The sequence below is a fragment of the Streptosporangium sp. NBC_01810 genome (assembly GCF_035917355.1).
Lineage (GTDB): Bacteria > Actinomycetota > Actinomycetes > Streptosporangiales > Streptosporangiaceae > Streptosporangium.
Genome location: NZ_CP109070.1, coordinates 37,548 through 60,220, shown reverse-complemented (window position 1 = coordinate 60,220; position 22,673 = coordinate 37,548). Strand labels below are relative to the sequence as shown.

The window sequence follows — 22,673 nt, the reverse complement described above, 5'->3', positions numbered from 1 at the left end:
CCGCCGTGTCGTCTGAGTCGTCGCGGACAAACCCGCTGGCAGCCTTCGGTCAGAACGAATGGCTTGTCGACGAGCTGTACCAGAAATACCTCCAGGACCCCGAGTCGGTCGACCGGGCCTGGTGGAACTTCTTCGCGGACTACAACCCTGATTCGGGGGCCGGTAAGGCCGCTCCCCCAGGTGCGGCGACCGCCGCGTCCACTCCTCCGACACCGACCGCCCCTTCGGCCTCGGCTGTCCCAGCCCCGGCCTCGGCTGTCCCAGCCCCGGCCTCCGCCGCTCCGGCCACCCCGGCCCCCGTGGCGACGACCCCAGCGCCGGCGGCCAAGGCCGCTCCGGCGGACCGATCCAAGCAGGAGACGCAGTTGCCCGCCGGTGCCGAGGAAGTTCGACTACGCGGCGCGGCCGCGAGGACTGCCGCCAACATGGAGGCCAGCCTTGTGGTCCCGACGGCGACCAGCGTGCGCGCGGTCCCGGCGAAACTGCTGATCGACAACCGGATCGTGATAAACAACCACCTGTCGCGCGGTCGCGGCGGCAAGGTGTCGTTCACGCATCTCATCGGCTACGCGGTGATCAAGGCCCTCAAGGTCCTGCCGGAGATGAACCACTCCTACACCGAGGTCGGCGGCAAGCCGGTGCTGGTCAAGCCCGAGCACGTCAACCTGGGCCTGGCCATCGACGTCGCCAAGAGCGACGGCACCCGCCAGCTCCTGGTCCCGTCGATCAAGGCGACCGAGCAGATGGACTTCCGCCAGTTCTGGGTCGCCTACGAGGACGTGGTGCGCAAGGCCAGGGCGGGCAAGCTGGGGGTCGACGACTTCGCCGGCACCACGATCTCGCTGACCAACCCGGGCACCATCGGCACCGTGCACTCGGTGCCGCGCCTGATGCCGGGGCAGGGCACGATCATCGGCGTCGGCGCGATGGAGTACCCCGCGGAGTACCAGGGGGCCTCCCCCGACACGCTCACCCGCCTCGCGGTGAGCAAGGTCATGACGCTCACCAGCACCTACGACCACCGGATCATCCAGGGCGCCCAGTCGGGCGACTTCCTGCGGCAGGTCCACCGGCTGCTGCTGGGCGAGGACGGCTTCTACGACGAGATCTTCGAGGCCCTCCGGATCCCGTACGAGCCGATCCGCTGGGTCCATGACATCTCCACCACGCACGACGACGACGTGGCGAAGTCCGCGCGGGTCATAGAGCTGATCCACGCCTTCCGGGTCCGCGGCCACCTGATGGCCGACACCGACCCGCTGGAGTACAAGCAGCGCAAGCACCCCGACCTCGACATCAAGTCGCACGGTCTGACCCTCTGGGACCTGGAGCGCGAGTTCGCCACCGGCGGCTTCGGCGGCCGGCCCCTGATGAAGCTGCGCGACATTCTCGGCGTGCTGCGTGACTCCTACTGCCGGACCATCGGCGTGGAGTACATGCACATGCAGAACCCCGAGGAGCGGGCCTGGATCCAGGCCCGCGTCGAGCGGCCGCACGCCAAGCCCGACCGCACCGAGCAACTGCGCGTCCTGGAGCGGCTGAACACCGCCGAGGCGTTCGAGACGTTCCTGCAGACGAAGTTCGTGGGGCAGAAGCGCTTCTCGCTGGAGGGCGGCGAGTCACTGATACCGCTGCTCGACTCGGTGCTGAGCGCCGCGGCCGAGGAGCGGCTCGACGAGGCCGTGGTCGGTATGGCCCACCGCGGTCGCCTCAACGTGCTGGCCAACATCGTCGGCAAGTCGTACGGGCAGATCTTCGGCGAGTTCGAGGGCAACATCGACCCGCGCAGCGCCCACGGCTCCGGTGACGTGAAGTACCACCTGGGTGCCGGCGGCGACTTCGTCTCGCCCGACGGTTCCAAGATCAGGACCTCGGTCGTGGCCAACCCCTCCCACCTGGAGACGGTCGACCCGGTCCTGGAGGGCGTGGTCCGCGCCAAGCAGGACCTCCTGGAGCGCGGCGAGGAGGGCTTCACGGTCCTGCCCGTGCTCGTCCACGGCGACGCGGCCTTCGCAGGCCAGGGCGTGGTGGCCGAGACCCTCAACCTGTCGCAGCTGCGCGGCTACCGCACCGGCGGCACCGTGCACATCGTGGTCAACAACCAGGTCGGCTTCACCACCAGCCCGGCCAGCTCGCGTTCCAGCGTGTACGCCACCGACGTGGCCCGGATGATCCAGGCCCCGATCTTCCACGTCAACGGCGACGACCCCGAGGCCGTGGTCCGGGTCGGCCGCCTGGCCTTCGAGTACCGCCAGGCGTTCCGCAAGGACGTCGTGATCGACCTGATCTGCTACCGGCGCCGCGGCCACAACGAGATGGACAACCCGGGCTTCACCCAGCCGCTGATGTACGACCTGATCGACGCCAAGCGCTCCACCCGCAAGCTCTACACCGAGGCGCTGATCGGCCGGGGCGACATCACGGTCGAGGAGGCCGAGGGCGCGCTCCGCGACTACCAGGCCAAGCTGGAGAACGCCTTCACCGAGACCCGCGCGGCGGCCAACGCGTCGGCGGACGAGTTCCCCCGCCCGCCGGTCGACATGGAGACCATCCCCTGGTCCCACGAGGACGTCAAGACGGCCGTCTCCGAGGAGACCGTCAAGCGGATCGTGGAGACCCAGCTCAACATGCCCGAGGGCTTCACCGTCCACCCGCGCCTGCTGCCGGTGCTGCAGCGTCGCGGGCAGATGGTCACCGAGGAGCGTATCGACTGGGGCATGGGCGAGACCCTGGCGTTCGGATCACTGCTGATCGACGGCCACCCGGTCCGCCTCGTCGGCCAGGACTCCCGGCGCGGCACGTTCACCCAGCGGCACGCCGTGCTGGTCGACCGTGTCACGGGCGAGGAGCACACCCCGCTCAAGGCGTTCAACCAGGGCACCACGAAGTTCTACATCTACGACTCCCTGCTGAGCGAGTACGCCGCGCTCGGTTTCGAGTACGGCTACAGCGTGGAGCGGCCCGAGGCGCTGGTCGCCTGGGAGGCGCAGTTCGGCGACTTCGTCAACGGCGCTCAGTCGATCATCGACGAGTACCTCACCTCGGGCGAGCAGAAGTGGGGCCAGCGCTCCGGTGTCACCCTGCTGCTGCCGCACGGCTACGAGGGACAGGGCCCCGACCACTCCTCGGCTCGCATCGAGCGCTTCCTGCAGATGTGCGCCCAGGACAACATGACCGTCGCGCAGCCCACGGTGCCGGCCAACTACTTCCACCTGTTGCGCTGGCAGACGCTGTCGAACCGGCACCGCCCGCTGGTGGTGTTCACCCCCAAGTCGCTGCTGCGGCACAAGGCGGCGATCTCGTCGGTCAGCGACTTCACCTCGGGGTCGTTCCAGCCGGTGCTGGGCGACACCACGGTCGCCCCCGGCAACGTCCGCAAGGTCGTGCTGGTCTCCGGCAAGCTCTACTACGACCTGGCGGCGGCCCGCGACAAGCAGGGGCGCAACGACGTGGCGATCGTCCGTCTTGAGCGGCTCTACCCGTTCCCCGGCAACCCGTTGGAGATCGAGCTGAGCCGTTACTCCGCCGACATCGAGCTGGTGTGGGCGCAGGACGAGCCGCTCAACATGGGTCCGTGGTCGTTCCTGGCACTCAAGATGGCCGAGAACCCGGACGTCTTCGGCGGACGTTCGATCAAGCGGGTCTCCCGCAAGGCCAACTCCTCCCCGGCGACCGGCTCGCACTCCACCCACGAGGCCGAGTTGCAGCAGATGCTGGGGGAGATCTTCATCTAGGAGGGCGGGCCGCCGGCCACCGGCGGTCCACAGTGCAGGCGTCACCACGGAAGTCCCCCGCAGGAACCTCTGCGGGGGACTTCCCCATTATCGCAAGTGTCACCACGAGGAGAACGATGTACTTCACCGATCGGGGCATCGAGGAGCTCGTCGAGCGCCGTGGCCAGGAAGAGGTCACCATCGTGTGGCTGGCCGAGCGGCTGCGCGAGTTCGTCGACCTGAACCCCGACTTCGAGACCCCGGTGGAACGACTGGCCACCTGGCTGGCCCGGCTGGACGACGAGGACGACTGAGAAAAACGCGATATATCTTGACCTCCCATCTGACGCGACATATCGTGTCTTGTACAAGGAGGTCACGACCATGCGGCAGTGGACGATCGAGAAACCAGAGCAGCGCACCTTCGACTCGGTGAAAAAGCTGAACGTGCGCATCGTGGCGGGCAAGCTGGCGGTGCTGGCCGGCGACGGCCCCGCCACACTTGAGATCACCGAGGTGGACACCACGCCGCTGCTCGTCACCCACGACGACGACGGCACGCTTACCGTCACCTACAAGGACCTGACCTGGGACGGCCTGCTGGGCTGGCTGCGCCCGGGGCGCCGCCGGACGACGCTGACGCTGACCGTTCCCAAGGACTGCCCGCTCAACGTGGGGGTGGTCTCCGCCTCCGCGGTCGTCTCCGGATTCGAGGATCGCACCTCGGTCAGGAGCGTCTCGGGTGACATCGTGCTCGACGGGGTGAGCGGCGAGATCAACGCCGACACCGTCTCCGGCGACGTGGAGAGCCGCGACCTGGTCGGCGACCTGTCGTTCAAGAGCGTCTCCGGCGAGCTGACCGTGGCCCAGGGCACCCCTCGGCGGCTCAGCGTCACCACCGTCTCCGGCCGGATCACCGCCGACCTGGAGCTCCCGCCGACCGGTCATGTGACGCTGAACAGCGTCACCGGCGACATCGTGCTCAGGCTCCCGCACGCCGTGGATGCCGATGTCAAGATCCGCTCCACCTCGGGCAGGCTCGACACCGCCTTCCCCGAACTCCACAACTCCACCCAGGCCGGCGCGAGATCGCTGACCGGCCGGCTCGGCGGCGGCATGGCGTCCCTGACGGCGCACACCGTCTCCGCCGACGTCACCCTGCTGAAGGGAGCCCAAGCATGAGCCCGGTCTTCGGTCACGGAAGGCTCCGGCTCTATCTCCTGAAGCTGCTGGAGGAGAGCCCCCGCCACGGTTACGAGGTGATCCGGCTGCTCCAGGATCGCTTCCTCGGCGTCTACTCCCCCTCACCCGGCACGATCTACCCACGCCTGGCCCGTCTGGAGGAGGAGGGGCTGGTCACCCACGAGGTCGTGAACGGCAAGAAGGTCTTCACGATCAGCGACCGGGGTCGCGCCGAACTCAACGACCGCCTCGACGAGCTCGCCGATCTGGAACAGGAGATCTCCGACTCGGTCCGCGACATCGCCCGCGAGGTCAAGGAGGACGTGCGCGACACCGTGAAGTCGCTGCGTGAGGAGCTCACCCAGATGGCACGTGACGTGCGCCAGGGCGCCAGACACGAGGAGAAGCAGGCCAAGCACGACCAGCGCGGGGCCTGGCGCGAGCAGAAGACGGAGTGGCAGCGCCAGAAGCACGAGTGGCAGCGCCAGACCGGCGAGTGGAAGGAAGACTGGAAGAGGATCTGGGCCGGTGGCTTCACCGGTGAGGGTTCGCGCGCCGGTGACGCCCGGCTCGGGCAGATGCTGGCCGAGTTCGTCGAGGAGGTCCGCGGGGACGCGTCGAACGCGCAGGTCAGCGAGGAGACCCTGGCCACCGCGCAGGACGCCCTGTACGACGCGGCCCGCCGCATCCGCGAAGCGCTCCGATGACCCTCCGGTACGGCCGGCGCCCGCCCCTGCCGCCGACGAGACCCGCACCTCGCGCACCCGGGCCGGCGGGTGCGGCGAGGGGAGCGCACGGCGCGTCGGGGTCATGGTGCACGGTTGAGTCGGCTATTCCGGGCCTCCCGGGTGATACATCGCTCATCCGTGTTCTATCACCCGGGAAGCCAAAAAGTAATCCATTACTTATGCAGGTGACCCGGAACACACCGGCTGCCCGGCCGTGATCATCGTCTCCACGGATCGCGTTCAGCCCGGCAGTGTGAAGACGACCTTCCCGAAGAGCTCGCCCTCGTGCATGGCCGCGAAGCCCTCGCGAGCCTCGGCCATCGGGAGGACCCGGTCGATCAGTGGGCGGGTGCCCGTCTGCTCCATGAAGCGGGCGAGCCTGCCCAGCTGGTCACGGCTGCCCATGGTGGAGCCGACCACCGAGAGCTGGAGGAAGAAGATACGGTTCAGCTCGGCCGGCGGGACCGCGCCGCTGGTGGCGCCGGAGATCACGATCCGGCCACCGGGGCGCAGCGCCTTCAGCGAATGCCCCCAGGTGGCCTGGCCGACGGTCTCCATCACCGCGTCGACCCGCTCGGGCAGCCGGGCACCGTCCTCGAAGACCTGGTCGGCACCCAGCTCCAGGGCTCGCGCCCGCTTCTTCTCCGAGCGGCCGGTCACCCAGACCCGGTATCCCCCGGCCCGGCCCAGCAGGATCAGCGCGGTGGACACGCCACCGCCCGCGCCCTGGACCAGCACCGTCGAGCCCGGCTCCAGCCCGGCCTTGTCGAACAGCATGCGGTAGGCGGTCAACCAGGCCGTCGGCAGGCAGGCGGCCTCCTCGAAGCTGAGTCCGGCGGGCTTGGGCACGAGGTTGCGCCTGGGCACGACGACCCGCTCGGCGAAGGTGCCGTCATACTTCTCCGACAACAGGGAGCGCTTCGGGTCGAGCGTCTCGTCGGCACCGCTGCCGATCACCGAGTGCACGATGACCTCGTTGCCGTCCTCGTCGTACCCCGCGGCGTCGGTGCCGAGCACCATCGGGAGCTGCTCGGCGCGGATGCCCACGCCCTTCAGGCTGAAGAGGTCATGGTGGTTGAGCGAGGCCGCTCTCACCGTGACCGTCGTCCACCCCTGGGGAACCTCGGGTTCTGGGCGCTCGCCGAGCGTGAGGCCGGCGAGAGGGTTGTCGGGATCAAACTGCGTGGCGGTTACAGCGAACATGGCCGCACCTTACGCTGTCCGCCTGACGATCATTTCGGCGACGGTCCTCTCAACGTGTCCCCGCTCCCCCGAGGCCGCCACGTACACATCGTCCTGGCAGGTCTCGGCGGAGAAGCGACGCCGCTGCTCGATGACGGGGAGCTCGATCGACGCGACGTCGCAGCCCGGCACCGGCGCCAGCACGAGCAGCGTCTCCCCGGGCCCGCCGAACCAGAGTTGCGGCCCCACCTGCTCGCCGCGGAAGGTCTCCCCCGGCCCCGCCAGCCGTACCGGGGGCCTGGCGTCGAGCACGAGATAGCCGCCCTTGGTCACCCTGCCGCGCAGACCGCGCGCCCAGAGCATGCGCTGCTCGAAGGGCTCGATGCCCGGCGGGAGGAGGTCACCAGGTCGCGACGTTCACCGGCCCCTCGGTGACCAGGCGCACCTCGGTGCCGACAGGTTCCCGCGCCTCGCCGGCCAGGCCCACCTTCATGACCGCGACGGTGCGCCTGGTGCAGGGCCGGCCGGCGAGCTCCCACAGATCCAACGGCTCGGGCCCCGGCCGGTCGCGGACCGTGTGCCGGGCGACGCCGACGAGGCATGGGGTGCGGGGGCGGAACGCGGGGGCGGAACGCGGGGATCTGCACTCATGCCGACATCCAACAAGAACATAATTCTAGTTAATGGCTTAGGGGTGTCGGAGTTACTCAAGAAACCTTCGATAATCACTGTTACCGGTGATGCCAAAGGTGCCCACAGGGACCCAAATATATGCCATGACCTGCGAGAATGCCCATTCGTTAAATTATAACAAATTGCTATTTAAATAACGAGATCGCATCGCCTGGAACCATCTGATGCTTTTTCCCGTCAATTCCTGGCCGAGTGCTCGATTCAGTCAGTAACGTTCCGATCGTTTTCCCGGCGAGGAGAGGTCCCGTCTCCACGCCGAGCGCGAAAGGAGCTCCATGAATTCCCGAGCACGGCGCCTCACGATCCCCCTCACCGGCGTTCTCATGATCGCCGGAGTGATCGGCGCCACCACAGGTGCCAACGCCGCTCAAGCCCCCAACGACGTGGTCGGTTCCCCGGCCTCGGAGACGGCCACGGAGGCCACCTCCTTCTGGTCGCCCGAGCGCATGCGCAAGGCCACGGACGCCACCGGCGACCTCGACCTGAGCATCAAGGGCGGCAAGGCCTCCGGCGCCGCGGGCCCCGACGGCCCCGGCGGGTCGGTCCCGCCGATCGGCGAGGAGGGCGCCAAGTCCTCCAAGAGCAAGCACGTCAACCTGCCCAACACCGTCGGCCGCGTCTTCTTCACCCTGCCCGGCGCCAACCCTGCGGACCCGAAGAGCTGGAAGTACTGCTCCGGCAGCTCCGTCCAGGGCAAGTACCGCAACGTGGTCGCCACCTCCGCGCACTGTGTCTACGACGTGAAGACCAACCAGTTCTACGACAACTGGATCTTCATCCCGTCCTACTGGGACGGCGACCAGGCGTGGGACGGCAAGAACCCCTACGGCATCTACGCGGCCAAGTGGTTCAACGCGCACGACGACTTCGTGGTGAAGGAGGACTACGACTACGACTACGCCTTCGTCAACGTCCACTCCGGGTTCAAGGTGAACTGGGAGAAGGACAAGGACGGCAAGTGGCACCCGATCATCAAGAAGGTCGGGCGGCTCGGCGACAACGTCGGCGGCCAGGGCTTCGCCTGGAACCAGAAGATCAAGAACGCGGTCTTCGCCTTCGGCTACCCGGCCGGCCTGCACCCCGACGGTGACAAGCCCTTCTCCGGCCGCACGATGAAGTGGTGCTACGGCAAGACCGGCGCCATGCCGGCCGCGCCGAAGTACAACGTCCAGGAGCACGTCGGCTTCAAGTGCGCCTTCACCGCGGGCGCGAGCGGCGGCCCGTGGCTCTACAAGTACAAGAACTCCAGCCGGACCGGCTACCTGATCGGCGTCAACAGCATCGCCTGGGACACCGACAAGAACGACCGGTACGACAAGATCTCCTCGCCGTACTTCAACAGCGACACCTACAAGGTCTACAAGGCCGCGGCCAACCGCTGGACCGACTGACCCACGTGACCGGTGACCGGTGACCGACCCGTGAGGGCGCGCCAGCGTCGCCGACGGCCCGTGAGGGCGCGCCGGTGGCTGGACTGAGGGGAGCGGGGTCGCGAGGAACGAGCGGCCCCGCTCGACGAGGGGCCCGGTCGTGAGATCGGGCCCCTTCTCGCATCGCCGGTCACGGGCCCGGTCCCGGAACGTTCCGGGACCGGCAGGGCCCCTCCGTCAGGACAACCACCGACCTCGGTATTTCCGCAGTTCACAGGCTCACACGACCCGCATGAGACCTCTCGATCAAGCAAGAGGAGATCAGACGGGCAGAACGGATTTCTGGTTCCCCAAATTTGGTAACGAAATCATATCGGTCCGAGCCCTTGCCTGTTTTGTAGCCCTTTACCCCATCTTTGCCGAGTACGGTCACCTCTTGTCTCTTTACGCATGCGTGGATTGCGTCCCGAGCGATCCATGACAAAGAAGGAGCTTCATTGAACCCCCGAGCCAAGCGCCTCGTCCTTCCCCTCGGCGGCGCCCTTGCGGCAGCCGCGATGATCGGCGCCTCCCTCCCCGCCACCGCCCAGGCGAGCACCGCCGCCCCCGACATCAAGTCGGCGGCGCTCACCCCCTCCGGTAACGCGAAGGCCATCGCGGGCTACTGGACCGCCTCGAAGCTGAAGTCGGCGAAGACCTACCTCTCCGACTCCACCGTCTCGGCGAAGCTGACCAAGACCGGCGCCGCCAGGGCCGCCGCCGACGGCAAGCCCGGCGTCGTCGCCCCCACCGGCGAGGGCGGCAAGTCCGCCGGCCGGTCGCGGAACGTGAACCTTCCGATCACCGTCGGCAAGGTCTTCTTCGTCGACAACAAGGGGCAGGAGCGCTGGTGCTCCGGCAGCTCCGTGCAGTCGAAGTACCGCAACCTGGTCGCCACCGCCGGCCACTGCGTCTACGACACCGACACGAACAAGCCGTTCGACAACTTCGTGTTCATCCCCGGCTACTACCAGGGCAAGGCTCCCTGGGGCATTTACGTCGGCGCCAAGGTCAACACCCACGACGACTTCACGGTCTACGAGGACTACGACTACGACTACGCCTTCGTCAACGTCTACAACGGCATCAAGCAGCAGCCGGAGAAGGAGGTCGACTACAAGACCTTCAAGGCGCACGTCGACAAGGGCGGGGTGGGCCGCGAGGCCGCCGGCACCGTCGACTTCGAGACCTACGACAGGTGGACCCAGAAGGGCGGCCTGGGCAAGGTCGAGAACATCTCCTCCGAGGACGAGGTCGGCCCCCAGTACAAGGGGGCCCTCGCCGTCGCAGCGGAGACGGACAAGTGGGCCTGGGAGAAGGTCACCGGCGAGGTCTACGGCCTGAAGAACGACAAGGTCACGCTCAAGAACAAGGAGCTGCCGCAGGGCGACTGGCCCAAGGCCGGCTCCAAGCTCGAGATCCGTGTCGAGAACGTCACCAAGACCGAGTACGACGCCTACAAGGGTCCGGGCTACCGGAAGATCGACAACAGGGGCAACTACACCATCACGTACTACTACCTGGTGAAGTACATCAAGAAGACCGCGTCGGTGAAGTACGTGATCTTCCGCCACTACATCTCGGCGGTGGCCGACGCCGGTCGCCTCGGTGACAACGTCGGCGGCCAGGGCTTCAGCTGGAACCAGAAGCTGGGCAAGAAGGTCTTCACGTTCGGCTACCCGACCTCGGCCCACCTGGACGGCGACAAGCCGTACTCCGGTCACACCCAGAAGTGGTGCTACGGCACGACCGTCGCCGCGCCCGTCGTCCCGGCCTACAAGGCCGAGGAGCACCAGGCGATCAAGTGCGCCTTCACCCCCGGCGCCAGCGGCGGCCCCTTCCTGCTGCAGTACAAGAACAGCAAGCGGACCGGCTACCTCAACGGCGTCGTGAGCCTGACCGTCGACAGCGACAAGAACAACCGCTACGACCGCGTCACCACCCCGTACTTCAACGGTGAGACGTACGGCATCTACAAGCACGCGGCCAACCTCTGGACCGGAAAGCTCCCGGCCTAGAACGCGGTCTCCGTGAGACAGGAAGGGCCCGGTGCACACCGGGCCCTTCCCGTACCTTCACAGGGTGCTTATACACCCTTGGGCACACTGATCTGATAACGGAGTAGGAGCGGATCGGTCCAACGAACTGCCCAAAACCAAGTTGATCTGGAAAAATCACCCCTTGCGCCTGTAGTAGCCCCCTGACCCCCGAAAGGAATCCCCGCATGTCCTCCCGCGTACGGCGGCTCACGGCCACACTTGGGGCGCTGGTCGCCGCCTGCGTGACCATGACGTCGGCATTCGCCGGGAGCGCCGCGGCGGGTCCACTGAACGGGGTGCCCAGCGGCATCACCTCGATCCCCCTGACCAAGAGCGTCGCCGACATGCGGCGGATCGCGGAGTACTGGAGCCCGGCCAGGCTCAAGCAGGCCATGGACAACGGGCCGGCGACACCCGGGGTGCCCGCGACCCCCGGGGGAAAATCCGGCACCACCACCTCGCCGTCCCCCAGCGCCGGAAGCGCCACCACCGGAAGTGCCACGGCCGCCGCCGCCGGGGAGGCAGGCGGCGCGACGACCAGGACCGAGAAGGCCACCGCCGCGACCAGTAGCGGGAAGAGCGCCGCCAAGCCCGGGGGGACCGCACCGCTCGTCAGGCCCACCCTCCCGAAGAAGCGGGCTCCGGGCTCCGGCGGCTCCCCGCTGACCGTCGGCAAGGTGTTCTTCCGCATCGGCGACAAGGACTACTGGTGCTCCGCCTCCTCGGTGGCGGCGGCCAACCGCAACCTGGTCGCGACGGCCGGGCACTGCGCCTACGACGCCAAGACGGGCAGTCAGGCCGAGTACTGGATCTTCATCCCCGGCTACGACAAGGGCAACACCCCGTACGGGATCTACGTCGGTCACTCGCTCAACCTGCACGAGGACTTCGTCGGCAGGGGTGACTACGACTACGACTACGCGTTCGTCACCGTGCACGACGGCTTCAGGTGGAAGGCGGGCAAGACCGCCGGCACCTACGAGATGGAGGGTGTCGGAAGCCTGGAGGACAACGTCGGCGGGCAGGGCCTGGCGACCAACCGAGGCACCGGCCTGTTCACCCTCGCCTTCGGCTACCCCTCCGCCCCACACCCCGACGGCAGCAGGCCCTACGACGGTCAGAGGCTCAAGTCGTGCGACGGGCGCACCATCAGGGTGAAGGCCCCCGCACGCCTGGTCGAGCAGGGCATCGCTCTGACCTGCGAGTTCACCACCGGTGCGAGCGGCGGCCCCTGGCTGATCTCCTACGACAACAGGACCGCGCTCGGCTACCTCAACGGCGTCAACAGCTTCGCCTGGGACACAGACACCGACCGCAGGTACGACAGGATCTCCTCCCCGTACTTCATCGCGTCGACCTACGTCGCCTACCACTGGGCGGCCACTCAGCAGGCGCCCCGACCATAAAGCCACCTTAAGAGAGGCTTAAGAGAGGTTTAAGAGAGGTTTAGGCGGCGTCTGGTCCGGCGATCCCCGCATAGGTTCGTAGCTTGTCGTCCCGCAGTTCCCGGACGTCCGGGAACGTTGCAGCGCAAGGAGCTCGTCTTTTGAAGCACTCTCTTCCCCTCGGTGGCGCCGCAGCCGCCGCCGCCCTGCTGGCCACCACCCTGGTCGGCCCCCTGGTCGGCACTGCCCAGGCGGCCCCTGACTGGGCGACCGATCCGATGGCCGGGAACAACTCCTCGGCGGTCTCGGTCATCAACTTCTGGGCCGCCTCGAACTTCGCCGCCCTCAAGAGGGCGACCGTCTACAACGCGGATCCCGGTGCCCCGAAGATGAAGGTCGGTGGTGGTTTCTCCTCCGACGGCAGTCCCGGCAGCGTCGGCCCGACCGGTTCGCAGAAGCCCACCCCGTCGCTCGCCAAGAACGTCAACCTGCCCAAGACCATCGGCAAGGTGTTCTTCGTCGTCAACGGGCAGTACCGGTGGTGCTCGGCCACCTCGATCCAGGGCAAGTACCGCAACCTGGTCGCCACGGCCGGCCACTGCGTCTACGACCCCGGCAGCAACAGCGACACCCTCGACAAGTGGGTCTTCGTCCCCGGCTACTACCAGGGCAAGACCCCGTGGGGCATCTACGTCGGCAAGTCGGCGTGGACGCACTACGACTTCGCCAACTACGAGGACTACGACAAGGACTACGCCTTCGTCACGGTCTACAACGGAGTCGCCTTCAACGGCGTCAAGCAGGTCACCAAGGCCGAGTACAGCGGATTCAGCGGCCCCAAGTGGTCGCGCGGCTCGCACTACTACATCCTGCTCTCCAAGGATGTCGGCCGCCTCGGTGACAACGTCGGCGGCCAGGGCTTCACCTGGAACCAGAGGACCGGCAAGCCCGTCTACGTCTTCGGCTACCCCGCCGCCCCGCACCCCGACGGCGACAGGCCCTACAGCGGGGTGACCCCCAAGTACCTGTACGGCAAGACGTCGGGCAAGGAGTACGTCTCCGCGGCGGAGAAGGTCGAGGAGCACGTCGGCCTCAAGGGCGCCTTCACTCCCGGCGCCGACGGCGGGCCGTGGTTGACGCGGTACAGCAGCGCCAGGCGCCTGGGCTACGTCAACGGTGTCACCAGCCTCTTCGGCGACCAGGACCAGAACGACCGCTACGACCTGATCACCTCGCCGTACTTCGACGGTGAGACCGCCGATATCTACCGCAAGGCCGCCAACGTGTGGTCCGGCAGGATCGTCGGTCCGAACGGCGAGCTCTACAAGTAGCTCGCGCACCTTCGAAGTTCCTGACCCACCAGCGGGACCCGGCGCCACGCGCCGGGTCCCGCACCCGTTTCCGGGGCGGGAATGGCCCGATTCGGGGGGGCGGAAGCCGGGCTGCGAGGTGGCGCGAAAGCCGGATCGGACCTTGAGGGGGGCGTTAGACGTGCCCGCGGCGGAATCGGTGCCATCAACTTGATGTGATCTACATCACATAGACATGGTGGCTCACAGTAAGCGGGCACTCACGCCACATCTGCCACTTTCATCCCAACATCATGTCTAGCTGCGCAAACACCTTGAGCAAGTTTTGGTTACAGCGTCGACATTGGAGCCACTCAAACATCACAAAGCGGTCTCGACACTCCAGGCCCGCTACTTCCCCCTCAAAGCGGCTTCCGGTGTTCAAGATCGGCGCTGTATGTTTCTGGCATTCCCTTTACTGACGCATGGGACGCAAGAAGCGTTCCACATCAGACCAAGGAGTTCCCTTGAAGCGCATCCTCCTCCCCGCCGGTGGCGCCGTTCTGGCCACCGGTCTGCTGGCCGCCGGTCTGGCCGGCACCGCCAACGCCGTCCCGGACTGGGCCTACGACACCATGGCCAAGGACGCCCCGTCCGCGGTCGCCGTCGCCAAGTTCTGGCTCGAGGTCAACGGCACCACGAACAACCTGGCCAAGGCCACTCCCTACACCTGGGAGACCAAGGCCACGCCGAAGCTGAACGCCGGTGGCGGCTACGTCGCCGACGGCAAGCCCGGCATCGTCGCCCCGATCGGCGAAGAGAAGAAGACCGTCGCGAAGGTCAAGAACATCAACCTGCCGAAGTCCATCGGCAAGGTGTTCTTCGTCGACGAGGACAGCAAGCTGAAGTGGTGCTCCGCCACCTCGATCCAGGGCAAGTACCGCAACCTGGTCTCCACCGCCGGTCACTGCGTCTACGACGACGCCAAGGACTCCAGCGTCATGGACAACTGGGTCTTCGTCCCCGGCTACTACCAGGGCAAGACCCCGTGGGGCATCTACGTCGGTAAGACCGCCTACACGCACTACGACTTCGCCAACTACGAGGACTACGACCGCGACTACGCGTTCGTGACCGTGTACAGCGGCATCCAGATCGGCGGCGGCACCGCCAAGGAAGTCAGCGAGGGCGACTACAAGGCCTTCGACGGCGCCAAGTTCGCCAAGGACGTCCCGATCTCCGAGCCCGAGTACAACAAGACCGTGGACCTGCACGGTGGCGAGACGGCTGCTGCCTGGGCCAAGACCGACAAGCTGAGCGAGCAGGTCGGCCCGGACTACCCCGGCGCGGTGAAGGTGTTCCAGGAGGTTTCCAAGGAGGCCTACGACAAGGCCCCCACCGGCAAGCTCAACGGCGCCAAGGCTCCCTGGAAGACCACCGTCGAGCACGTCACCAAGGCGCAGTACGACGCCTACACCGGCCCGGGCTACCGCAAGCTCGACAAGGGCAACTACACCATCACCCACTACTTCGTGAAGTACTTCGTCAAGGAGACCTCCGTCAAGGGGTACTTCAAGACGGTCTTCTACGTGGTGGACGGCTTCATCAAGGACGTCGGTCGCCTGGGTGACAACGTCGGCGGCCAGGGCTTCACCTGGAACCAGAAGCCGCAGCAGACGGTGTTCGTGTTCGGCTACCCGGCCGACGCGCACCCCGACGGCAACAAGGCCTACACCGGTGTCACGCCGAAGTGGACCTACGGCAAGACCAACGCCCAGAAGTACGTGCAGGCCGCGACCAAGACCGAAGAGCACGTCGGTCTGAAGAGCTCCTTCACCCCCGGCGCCGACGGTGGCCCCTGGCTCGCCAAGTACAGCAACGCCAAGCGTCTGGGCTACGTCAACGGCGTCACCAGCCTCTTCGGTGACCAGGACGAGAACGGCCGCTACGACCTCATCACCTCGCCGTACTTCGACGGTGAGACCGCTGCCATCTACACCAAGGCCGCGAACGTGTGGTCCGGCTCGATCGTCAAGAAGTAGTAGCTCACCGACGATCACCCGAGCCTGAGCGTCCAAACCTCCAGGCTCACCTGCTCCACCAGCTTCACCCGAAGGGGTCCGGCACCAGCCGGGCCCCTTCGGCCATTCCCACCGGGGTCGTGGAAGCGGCCACCGGCTCCACATAGATGTCAAAGGGCCCGGCAGATGCCGGGCCCTTTGTGTTGGAGACATAGCCGGCTGGAGCTCGACGACGTCGACCGCGGGGGATCTCGTGCACTTTCCCCACCGGACGTCTCGCGTACCCGCGAGCGTGACCGTCCCACTTCCGCGACGCCACAACGCGTTCTCCGGCGAGGTCGAACATCTCCGCCCCGGGTCCCCTCCCCCGCAGCCGGCGCCCGGCAGCGAAAGGATCATGCCTCCGCGAGAGGCCGCCGAAGGGCTTTCACCCCGTTTCCCGGCACCCGCTCCGCGTCCTGTTCGGCCTCTCCTCGCCCCGGATCCCGAATCGACAGGGCGTTAGACGTGCCCACGGCGAAATCGGTGCCATCAAGTCGATGTGATCTACATCACATGAGGGTGGTTGCCGAAAGCGCCGACCCTCTCACGCCACATCGGCCACTTTCACCCCAAACCCAGGCCCATCTGCGCAAACACGTCGCCCACCCCTCGATCTCAGCAACAACCTCAAGGGTGCTCAAACATCACGAAATGGTCTCGACGCGATCAAGGCTGCCTTTGATCCCAAAGCGGCTTCCGGTGTTCAAGATCGGCGCTGTATGTTTCTGGCATTCCCTTTACTGACGCATGGGACGCAAGAAGCGTTCCACATCAGACCAAGGAGTTCCCTTGAAGCGCATCCTCCTCCCCGCCGGTGGCGCCGTTCTGGCCACCGGTCTGCTGGCCGCCGGTCTGGCCGGCACCGCCAACGCCGTCCCGGACTGGGCCTACGACACCATGGCCAAGGACGCCCCGTCCGCGGTCGCCGTCGCCAAGTTCTGGCTCGAGGTCAACGGCACCACGAACAACCTGGCCAAGGCCACTCCCTACACCTGGGAGACCAAGGCCACGCCGAAGCTGAACGCCGGTGGCGGCTACGTCGCCGACGGCAAGCCCGGCATCGTCGCCCCGATCGGCGAAGAGAAGAAGACCGTCGCGAAGGTCAAGAACATCAACCTGCCGAAGTCCATCGGCAAGGTGTTCTTCGTCGACGAGGACAGCAAGCTGAAGTGGTGCTCCGCCACCTCGATCCAGGGCAAGTACCGCAACCTGGTCTCCACCGCCGGTCACTGCGTCTACGACGACGCCAAGGACTCCAGCGTCATGGACAACTGGGTCTTCGTCCCCGGCTACTACCAGGGCAAGACCCCGTGGGGCATCTACGTCGGTAAGACCGCCTACACGCACTACGACTTCGCCAACTACGAGGACTACGACCGCGACTACGCGTTCGTGACCGTGTACAGCGGCATCCAGATCGGCGGCGGCACCGCCAAGGAAGTCAGCGAGGGCGACTACAAGGCCTTCGACGGCGCCAAGTTCGCCAAGGACGTCCCGATCTCCGAGCCCGAGTACAACAAGACCGTGGACCTGCACGGTGGCGAGACGGCTGCTGCCTGGGCCAAGACCGACAAGCTGAGCGAGCAGGTCGGCCCGGACTACCCCGGCGCGGTGAAGGTGTTCCAGGAGGTTTCCAAGGAGGCCTACGACAAGGCCCCCACCGGCAAGCTCAACGGCGCCAAGGCTCCCTGGAAGACCACCGTCGAGCACGTCACCAAGGCGCAGTACGACGCCTACACCGGCCCGGGCTACCGCAAGCTCGACAAGGGCAACTACACCATCACCCACTACTTCGTGAAGTACTTCGTCAAGGAGACCTCCGTCAAGGGGTACTTCAAGACGGTCTTCTACGTGGTGGACGGCTTCATCAAGGACGTCGGTCGCCTGGGTGACAACGTCGGCGGCCAGGGCTTCACCTGGAACCAGAAGCCGCAGCAGACGGTGTTCGTGTTCGGCTACCCGGCCGACGCGCACCCCGACGGCAACAAGGCCTACACCGGTGTCACGCCGAAGTGGACCTACGGCAAGACCAACGCCCAGAAGTACGTGCAGGCCGCGACCAAGACCGAAGAGCACGTCGGTCTGAAGAGCTCCTTCACCCCCGGCGCCGACGGTGGCCCCTGGCTCGCCAAGTACAGCAACGCCAAGCGTCTGGGCTACGTCAACGGCGTCACCAGCCTCTTCGGTGACCAGGACGAGAACGGCCGCTACGACCTCATCACCTCGCCGTACTTCGACGGTGAGACCGCTGCCATCTACACCAAGGCCGCGAACGTGTGGTCCGGCTCGATCGTCAAGAAGTAGTAGCTCACCGACGATCACCCGAGCCTGAGCGTCCAAACCTCCAGGCTCACCTGCTCCACCAGCTTCACCCGAAGGGGTCCGGCACCAGCCGGGCCCCTTCGGCCATTCCCACCGGATTCTCACCGGTGAAGGCTTTCCGCGCCGAGGGCAGGAGGGCTACCCACCCCGTTCGTCCAACGCCGCCCTGGCCTTCGAAGGGCTCTTCCCACGACACGACGCGCGACGGATGTCAGGGTTCCCGGAAACCGTGAACGCCCCCCGCCGGTCGGGCGAGGGGCGTTCACGGTTGGATGCCTGGTGAGCGTGGTCGTGCTCATGTTGTGGTCGTGCTCAGGTTTCCGGGTGGCAAAGTTCGCCTGCCGCCGCACCTGAATGATCGTGGCGGGTGCGGCCTAGAGGCGGGCGACCCCGTCGGCACGAGCCTGCTCGGAGACGGCGGCGATGACCGCCGGGGCGACACGCTCGTCGAACGGGCTGGGGATCACGTAGTCGGCCGACAGATCGTCGTCCCCGACCACCCCGGCCAGCGCCTCGGCGGCGGCGACCTTCATGTTCTCGGTGATCGTGGTGGCGCGGACGTCGAGCGCCCCTCGGAAGACACCGGGGAAGGCCAGCACGTTGTTGATCTGGTTGGGGAAGTCGGAACGACCGGTCGCGACCACCTGCGCGTACTTGCGCGCGACCTCCGGCCGCACCTCGGGCGTCGGGTTGGACAGCGCGAAGACGATCGAGCCTGAGGCCATCGACGCGATGGCCCCCTCCGAGACCGTCGAGCCCGACAGCCCGATGAACACGTCGGCCCCGGCCAGCGCCTGCTCGGTGGAACCGTGCAGGCCGGCCTTGTTGCTGTCGCGCGCCAGGGCCTCCTTCACCGGGTTGAGCCCGTCGCGGCCCTCGTGGATGATGCCCTTGGAGTCGGCCACCGCGATGTCACCGATGCCCGCGTTGAGCAGGATCCGGCTGACGGCGATCCCGGAGGCACCGGCACCGGCGACCACGGCCCGCAGATCGCCCAGCGAGCGGCCGGTCAGCCGCGCAGCGTTCTTCAGCGCGGCCAGCACGACGATCGCGGTGCCGTGCTGGTCGTCGTGGAAGACGGGGATGTCGAGGATCTCACGGAGACGCGCCTCGACCTCGAAACAGCGGGGAGCACTGATGTCCTCGAGGTTGATCCCCCCGAAGGAGGGGGCGAGCCGGACGACCGTCTCGACCAGTTCGTCCACGTCGGTGCAGTCGAGGCAGATGGGCACCGCGTCGACATTCGCGAACTGCTTGAACAGCAGGGCCTTGCCCTCCATGACCGGCATGGCGGCGGCAGGCCCGATATCTCCGAGACCGAGCACCGCGGTGCCGTCGGAGACGACGGCGACCACGTTGGAGATCCAGGTGTAGTCCTTGGCGAGTTCGGGCTCCTCGGCGATCGCACTGCAGATCCTGGCCACACCCGGTGTGTAGGCGAGCGCCAGGTCGTCGGCGTTGCGGACCGGAACTGTGGAGCGAACCTCCAGCTTGCCCCCACGGTGCAGGGCGAAGGCCGGATCCAGATCCAGGGCTTCGAGTGCTTCGAGAGAGATGGAAGATGGCATGGTGGCCACAGCGACCCCTGTATTTCAGTCAGTCAGACGGATAGTTCCTTGAGACAACCGTAGATAGCCTGTCCCCGGCTTCTGTAGCCGCTCGGGGCCTGCTCACTGAGTACGGTCGTCTGGAGGGTACGGGGGTCACCCGTTGCTCGATTGTGCCACATGTTGAGACTGGCGCCACGGGTAGGTACCCATACTTTTGTCGTCCCGGTGTTAACCTCGCCACGCCGTGTAATACTCGAAGTCCATGCCACCTCTTACATTGACGGATCCCCAGATGGACCTGACCTCCTACGCTGAGCTGGCCGTGCTACTGATCAACAGCCCCGACCGGCTGACCGGTCTCGAAGGGCTGCGCACGCTCCTGGAAGAGGGCGGTCGCTACCGGCCCGGCTGCCGCATCACCAGGAGCGACCTGGAAGCCCTGCGCGACCTGCGCGAAGAGCTGATGGTCGTGTTCGAGACCGCCGAGGCGGGCGACGAGGAGGCGGTGGTCGACCGGCTCAACTCGCTGCTGATCCACCACCCGGTCCAGCCACAGATCTCCGGGCACGACGGCGAGCGCTGGCATCTGCACCTCACCGAGGGCGGCCGGATGGCCGACCAGTACGCCGTGGGAGCGGTGATGGGACTCGCCACCATGATCACCGATCTCGGCGTCGACCGGCTCGGCCTCTGCCAGGCGCCGCCCTGCCGCAGGGCCTACCTCGACACCTCCTCCAACCGGTCGCGCCGGTACTGCTCGGAGCGGTGCGCCAGCCGTGCCAACGTCGCCGCCTACCGGGCCCGCCAGAAGGTCGGCCAGTAACGCAGCACCACCCGGCCGACGATCGACGACGGAGGCAGCGCGCCGAAGTCCCAGCTGTCGCGCCTGCCGGGAGCGCGCTGGTTGTCGCTCTCCAGCCACCAGCCGCCGTCCGCCTCCCAGACCGCGCGTTTGACGATGAGCACGGCGGGGTCGGACGGCAGCCGGGCGACGACCAGGTCGCCGGGCCTCACCACCGCTCCGCGCCGTACCCAGAGCCAGTCGCCGGACCGCAGCGCGGGCAGCATCGAGTCCCCCGCGACACGTACTCTCATCGAGCGCAACCCCCTACCGCACGGACATTCTGAGACGAGTAAGGTCGTTAACCGGACCATTCTGAACATGGCATCAAGGAAGGATTTCCGATGCTCGCACGACTTATGCGCCCCAAGCACATCGCGTCGGCGCACTGCGACCTGCCCTGCGGCGTGTACGACCCGGCACAGGCCCGCATCGAGGCCGAGTCCGTCAAGGCCATCATGGAGAAGTACGCCGGAAACGAGGACCCGGTGTTCCGCTCCCGTGCGCTCACCATCAAGGAGGAGCGGGCCGAACTGGTCAAGCACCACCTGTGGGTGCTGTGGACCGACTACTTCAAGCCCCCGCACCTGGAGACCTACCCGCAGCTGCACCAGCTGTTCTGGGAGGCCACCAAGCTCGCGGGCGCGGCCGGCGGTAAGGGCACCGTCGACGTCGCCAAGGCCGACGAGCTCCTCGGCAAGATCGACGAGATCTCCAAGATTTTCTGGGAGACCAAGGCCGCCTAAAATCCTCACAATCAACCCGTGAGGACGCGTCGGCGACTGGACTGAGGAGAGGGAGGTCGCGAGGAACGAGCGACCTCCCTCGACGAGGGAGGGAGCCGGGTCTGAGCGGCCGAACCGCGACGCGCAGCGTCGCCATAGGAACGACACGCGCTAGCTTCGCAATCAATACAGTCAAATCGCCCCGATCGCGAGTCCAAATGGGCCAACCACCGTCTCAGGGCTGTAGGTTGCAGTCAGCGACTCTGCGAGGAGGAACGTGACCGAACACACCGAGGCGCCCGCGGTCGGCATGGGCGGGATCCGTGACGTGGTGAGCGTCCGGCTGCCGGCAACGAGTGCTTATCTGTCCGTGCTGCGTACGGCGACAGCCGCACTTGCCGTACGGCTGGACTTCACGCTGGACGAGATCGAGGATCTACGGATCGCGGTCGACGAGGCGTGTGCGATGCTGCTGACCCAGGCCGTCCCCGGCACCGATCTGACCGCCGAGTTCGAGCTCACCGGGCAGTTGATGAAGGTGCGGGTCGAGGTCAGCACGGTGGGAAGCACCCCCCCGAAGCGCGACGATTTCGCGTGGATGGTGCTCACCGCCCTGGCTGATGATGTGGATGCCGTAACCGACTCCCCCGACCGTATGGCGATCGTCCTCCGCAAGCGCCGAGGCGCGGCGAGGCCGGCGTGACGGAAAGGACTCGTGCCATGGCCGCCAGCGACCACGCGGTGCCCGACCGGGTGCGTGCGCGCCTGCTCTTCGCGGAGCTGGTGGAGTTGAACTCCGACGACCCCCGGCGCCAGCGCATCCGTGACGAGCTCGTCGAGCTCCACCTGCCCCTCGTCGAATATCTCGCCCGACGGTTCCGTAACCGGGGCGAGTGGCTGGACGACCTCACACAGGTCGCGACCATCGGGCTGATCAAGTCAATCGACCGATTCGATCTCGGCCGAGGTGTGGAGTTCTCCACCTACGCCACTCCGACGATCGTCGGTGAGATCAAACGCCACTTCCGCGACAAGGGCTGGGCGGTCCGCGTGCCGCGCCGGCTTCAGGAGCTGAAGCTCTCGCTCACCAAGGCGATCAGCGAGCTCTCCCAGCGGGAGGGGCGCGCGCCGACCGTGGCCGAGCTGGCCACGTTCCTGAAGATGACCGAGGAGGAGGTGCTCGAAGGGCTGGAGTCGGCCAACGCCTACTCCACGGTCTCCCTCGACGCGCCCGACTCCGGCGACGACGATGCGCCGGCGGTGGCCGACTCCCTCGGCATCGTGGACGACTCCCTGGAGGGTGTCGAATACCGCGAGTCGCTCAAGCCCCTGCTGGAGCGACTGCCGCCGCGTGAGAAGCGGATCCTGCTGCTGCGTTTCTTCGGCAACATGACACAGTCTCAGATCGCCACCGAGCTCGGCATCTCGCAGATGCACGTGTCCCGGCTGCTCGCCAGGACCCTGGCCCAGCTCCGCGAGGGCCTGACCGTGGACGACTAGGCCCCAGCCGACGGATCCTGGCGAGGATCGGTCAGACGGTGCCTCGCGAGGC

18 protein-coding genes are annotated in these 22,673 nt (G+C 66.8%); 14 read left to right on the top strand and 4 right to left on the bottom strand.

Annotated features, from left to right (window positions below):
- Positions 1-5: 5 nt before the first annotated feature.
- The 4 genes from OIE13_RS00270 to OIE13_RS00255 all read left to right on the top strand — a co-directional run bounded on the left by OIE13_RS00270 (position 6) and on the right by OIE13_RS00255 (position 5,602).
- Positions 6-3,734: a multifunctional oxoglutarate decarboxylase/oxoglutarate dehydrogenase thiamine pyrophosphate-binding subunit/dihydrolipoyllysine-residue succinyltransferase subunit gene (locus tag OIE13_RS00270; RefSeq protein WP_326829374.1), complete on the top strand. Its 3,729-nt coding sequence runs from the start codon at positions 6-8 to the stop codon at positions 3,732-3,734.
- A 116-nt stretch (positions 3,735-3,850) separates the two neighbouring features.
- Entirely contained in the window at positions 3,851-4,027 is a 177-nt protein-coding gene (locus OIE13_RS00265) for a DUF6104 family protein (protein ID WP_326644308.1), read from the top strand.
- Positions 4,028-4,097: 70 nt separating this feature from the next.
- Positions 4,098-4,895: a DUF4097 family beta strand repeat-containing protein gene (locus OIE13_RS00260; RefSeq protein ID WP_326644310.1), complete on the top strand. Its 798-nt coding sequence runs from the start codon at positions 4,098-4,100 to the stop codon at positions 4,893-4,895.
- Positions 4,892-5,602, top strand: a complete 711-nt coding sequence (locus tag OIE13_RS00255; protein WP_326644312.1) for a PadR family transcriptional regulator — start codon at positions 4,892-4,894, stop codon at positions 5,600-5,602. The genes OIE13_RS00260 and OIE13_RS00255 overlap by 4 nt, the downstream gene beginning before the upstream one ends.
- Positions 5,603-5,863: 261 nt before the next feature.
- On the opposite strand, the gene OIE13_RS00250 is transcribed toward OIE13_RS00255, so the two are convergent.
- Both OIE13_RS00250 and OIE13_RS00245 read right to left on the bottom strand, forming a co-directional pair.
- Positions 5,864-6,826 carry a zinc-binding dehydrogenase gene (locus OIE13_RS00250; RefSeq protein WP_326644313.1) on the bottom strand — a complete coding sequence of 321 codons (963 nt, stop codon included), beginning with the start codon at positions 6,824-6,826 and terminating at the stop codon, positions 5,864-5,866.
- A 9-nt stretch (positions 6,827-6,835) separates the two neighbouring features.
- Complete coding sequence (locus tag OIE13_RS00245) at positions 6,836-7,168, bottom strand: hypothetical protein (protein ID WP_326829373.1); 333 nt, start codon at positions 7,166-7,168, stop codon at positions 6,836-6,838.
- A gap of 605 nt (positions 7,169-7,773) precedes the next feature.
- Between OIE13_RS00245 and OIE13_RS00240 the strand changes: the two genes are divergently transcribed.
- The 6 genes from OIE13_RS00240 to OIE13_RS00215 all read left to right on the top strand — a co-directional run bounded on the left by OIE13_RS00240 (position 7,774) and on the right by OIE13_RS00215 (position 17,987).
- Entirely contained in the window at positions 7,774-8,889 is a 1,116-nt protein-coding gene (locus OIE13_RS00240) for a trypsin-like serine peptidase (RefSeq protein ID WP_326829372.1), read from the top strand.
- A gap of 476 nt (positions 8,890-9,365) precedes the next feature.
- Positions 9,366-10,925, top strand: a complete 1,560-nt coding sequence (locus tag OIE13_RS00235; RefSeq protein ID WP_326644322.1) for a hypothetical protein — start codon at positions 9,366-9,368, stop codon at positions 10,923-10,925.
- Positions 10,926-11,131: 206 nt separating this feature from the next.
- On the top strand, positions 11,132-12,352 hold the full coding sequence (locus OIE13_RS00230) for a trypsin-like serine peptidase (RefSeq protein WP_326644324.1): 1,221 nt from the start codon (positions 11,132-11,134) through the stop codon (positions 12,350-12,352).
- A 140-nt stretch (positions 12,353-12,492) separates the two neighbouring features.
- Positions 12,493-13,662 carry a trypsin-like serine peptidase gene (locus OIE13_RS00225; RefSeq protein WP_326644326.1) on the top strand — a complete coding sequence of 390 codons (1,170 nt, stop codon included), beginning with the start codon at positions 12,493-12,495 and terminating at the stop codon, positions 13,660-13,662.
- A gap of 485 nt (positions 13,663-14,147) precedes the next feature.
- A complete protein-coding gene (locus OIE13_RS00220) occupies positions 14,148-15,662 on the top strand; it encodes a hypothetical protein (RefSeq protein ID WP_326644328.1) in 1,515 nt (504 codons plus the stop codon).
- Positions 15,663-16,472: 810 nt separating this feature from the next.
- Positions 16,473-17,987 (top strand): hypothetical protein, encoded by a 1,515-nt coding sequence (locus OIE13_RS00215; protein WP_326644328.1) that lies wholly within the window; start codon positions 16,473-16,475, stop codon positions 17,985-17,987.
- Between the two features lie 392 nt (positions 17,988-18,379).
- Here OIE13_RS00215 and OIE13_RS00210 read toward each other — a convergent pair whose 3' ends face one another.
- Complete coding sequence (locus OIE13_RS00210; protein ID WP_326644330.1) at positions 18,380-19,573, bottom strand: NAD(P)-dependent malic enzyme; 1,194 nt, start codon at positions 19,571-19,573, stop codon at positions 18,380-18,382.
- Between the two features lie 274 nt (positions 19,574-19,847).
- On the opposite strand from OIE13_RS00210, the gene OIE13_RS00205 reads away from it, so the two are divergent.
- Positions 19,848-20,378, top strand: coding sequence for a CGNR zinc finger domain-containing protein (locus tag OIE13_RS00205; RefSeq protein ID WP_326644332.1), 531 nt, complete (start codon positions 19,848-19,850; stop codon positions 20,376-20,378).
- On the opposite strand, the gene OIE13_RS00200 is transcribed toward OIE13_RS00205, so the two are convergent.
- Complete coding sequence (locus tag OIE13_RS00200; protein ID WP_030924827.1) at positions 20,348-20,650, bottom strand: S24 family peptidase; 303 nt, start codon at positions 20,648-20,650, stop codon at positions 20,348-20,350. The two genes, OIE13_RS00205 and OIE13_RS00200, sit on opposite strands and share 31 nt — an antisense overlap.
- Before the next feature lie 90 nt (positions 20,651-20,740).
- On the opposite strand from OIE13_RS00200, the gene sodN reads away from it, so the two are divergent.
- The 3 genes from sodN (at position 20,741) to OIE13_RS00185 (ending at position 22,621) form a co-directional block, all read left to right on the top strand.
- The gene (sodN, locus tag OIE13_RS00195; protein WP_326644334.1) at positions 20,741-21,142 is read left to right on the top strand and encodes a superoxide dismutase, Ni; all 402 of its coding nucleotides are present in this window, start codon (positions 20,741-20,743) and stop codon (positions 21,140-21,142) included.
- Positions 21,143-21,398: 256 nt separating this feature from the next.
- On the top strand, positions 21,399-21,824 hold the full coding sequence (locus tag OIE13_RS00190; protein WP_030924831.1) for an anti-sigma factor: 426 nt from the start codon (positions 21,399-21,401) through the stop codon (positions 21,822-21,824).
- A gap of 17 nt (positions 21,825-21,841) precedes the next feature.
- Positions 21,842-22,621 carry an RNA polymerase sigma factor SigF gene (locus OIE13_RS00185; RefSeq protein ID WP_326644336.1) on the top strand — a complete coding sequence of 260 codons (780 nt, stop codon included), beginning with the start codon at positions 21,842-21,844 and terminating at the stop codon, positions 22,619-22,621.
- The last annotated feature ends 52 nt before the right edge of the window (positions 22,622-22,673 follow it).

Coding starts and splice junctions, on each gene's coding strand:
- OIE13_RS00265 (WP_326644308.1), top strand. CDS start 3,851: ATGTACTTCACCGATCGGGGCATCGAGGAGCTCGTCGAGCGCCGTGGC.
- OIE13_RS00260 (WP_326644310.1), top strand. CDS start 4,098: ATGCGGCAGTGGACGATCGAGAAACCAGAGCAGCGCACCTTCGACTCG.
- OIE13_RS00255 (WP_326644312.1), top strand. CDS start 4,892: ATGAGCCCGGTCTTCGGTCACGGAAGGCTCCGGCTCTATCTCCTGAAG.
- OIE13_RS00250 (WP_326644313.1), bottom strand. CDS start 6,826: ATGTTCGCTGTAACCGCCACGCAGTTTGATCCCGACAACCCTCTCGCC.
- OIE13_RS00245 (WP_326829373.1), bottom strand. CDS start 7,168: ATGCTCTGGGCGCGCGGTCTGCGCGGCAGGGTGACCAAGGGCGGCTAT.
- OIE13_RS00240 (WP_326829372.1), top strand. CDS start 7,774: ATGAATTCCCGAGCACGGCGCCTCACGATCCCCCTCACCGGCGTTCTC.
- OIE13_RS00230 (WP_326644324.1), top strand. CDS start 11,132: ATGTCCTCCCGCGTACGGCGGCTCACGGCCACACTTGGGGCGCTGGTC.
- OIE13_RS00210 (WP_326644330.1), bottom strand. CDS start 19,573: ATGCCATCTTCCATCTCTCTCGAAGCACTCGAAGCCCTGGATCTGGAT.
- OIE13_RS00205 (WP_326644332.1), top strand. CDS start 19,848: ATGGACCTGACCTCCTACGCTGAGCTGGCCGTGCTACTGATCAACAGC.
- OIE13_RS00200 (WP_030924827.1), bottom strand. CDS start 20,650: ATGAGAGTACGTGTCGCGGGGGACTCGATGCTGCCCGCGCTGCGGTCC.
- sodN (WP_326644334.1), top strand. CDS start 20,741: ATGCTCGCACGACTTATGCGCCCCAAGCACATCGCGTCGGCGCACTGC.
- OIE13_RS00185 (WP_326644336.1), top strand. CDS start 21,842: ATGGCCGCCAGCGACCACGCGGTGCCCGACCGGGTGCGTGCGCGCCTG.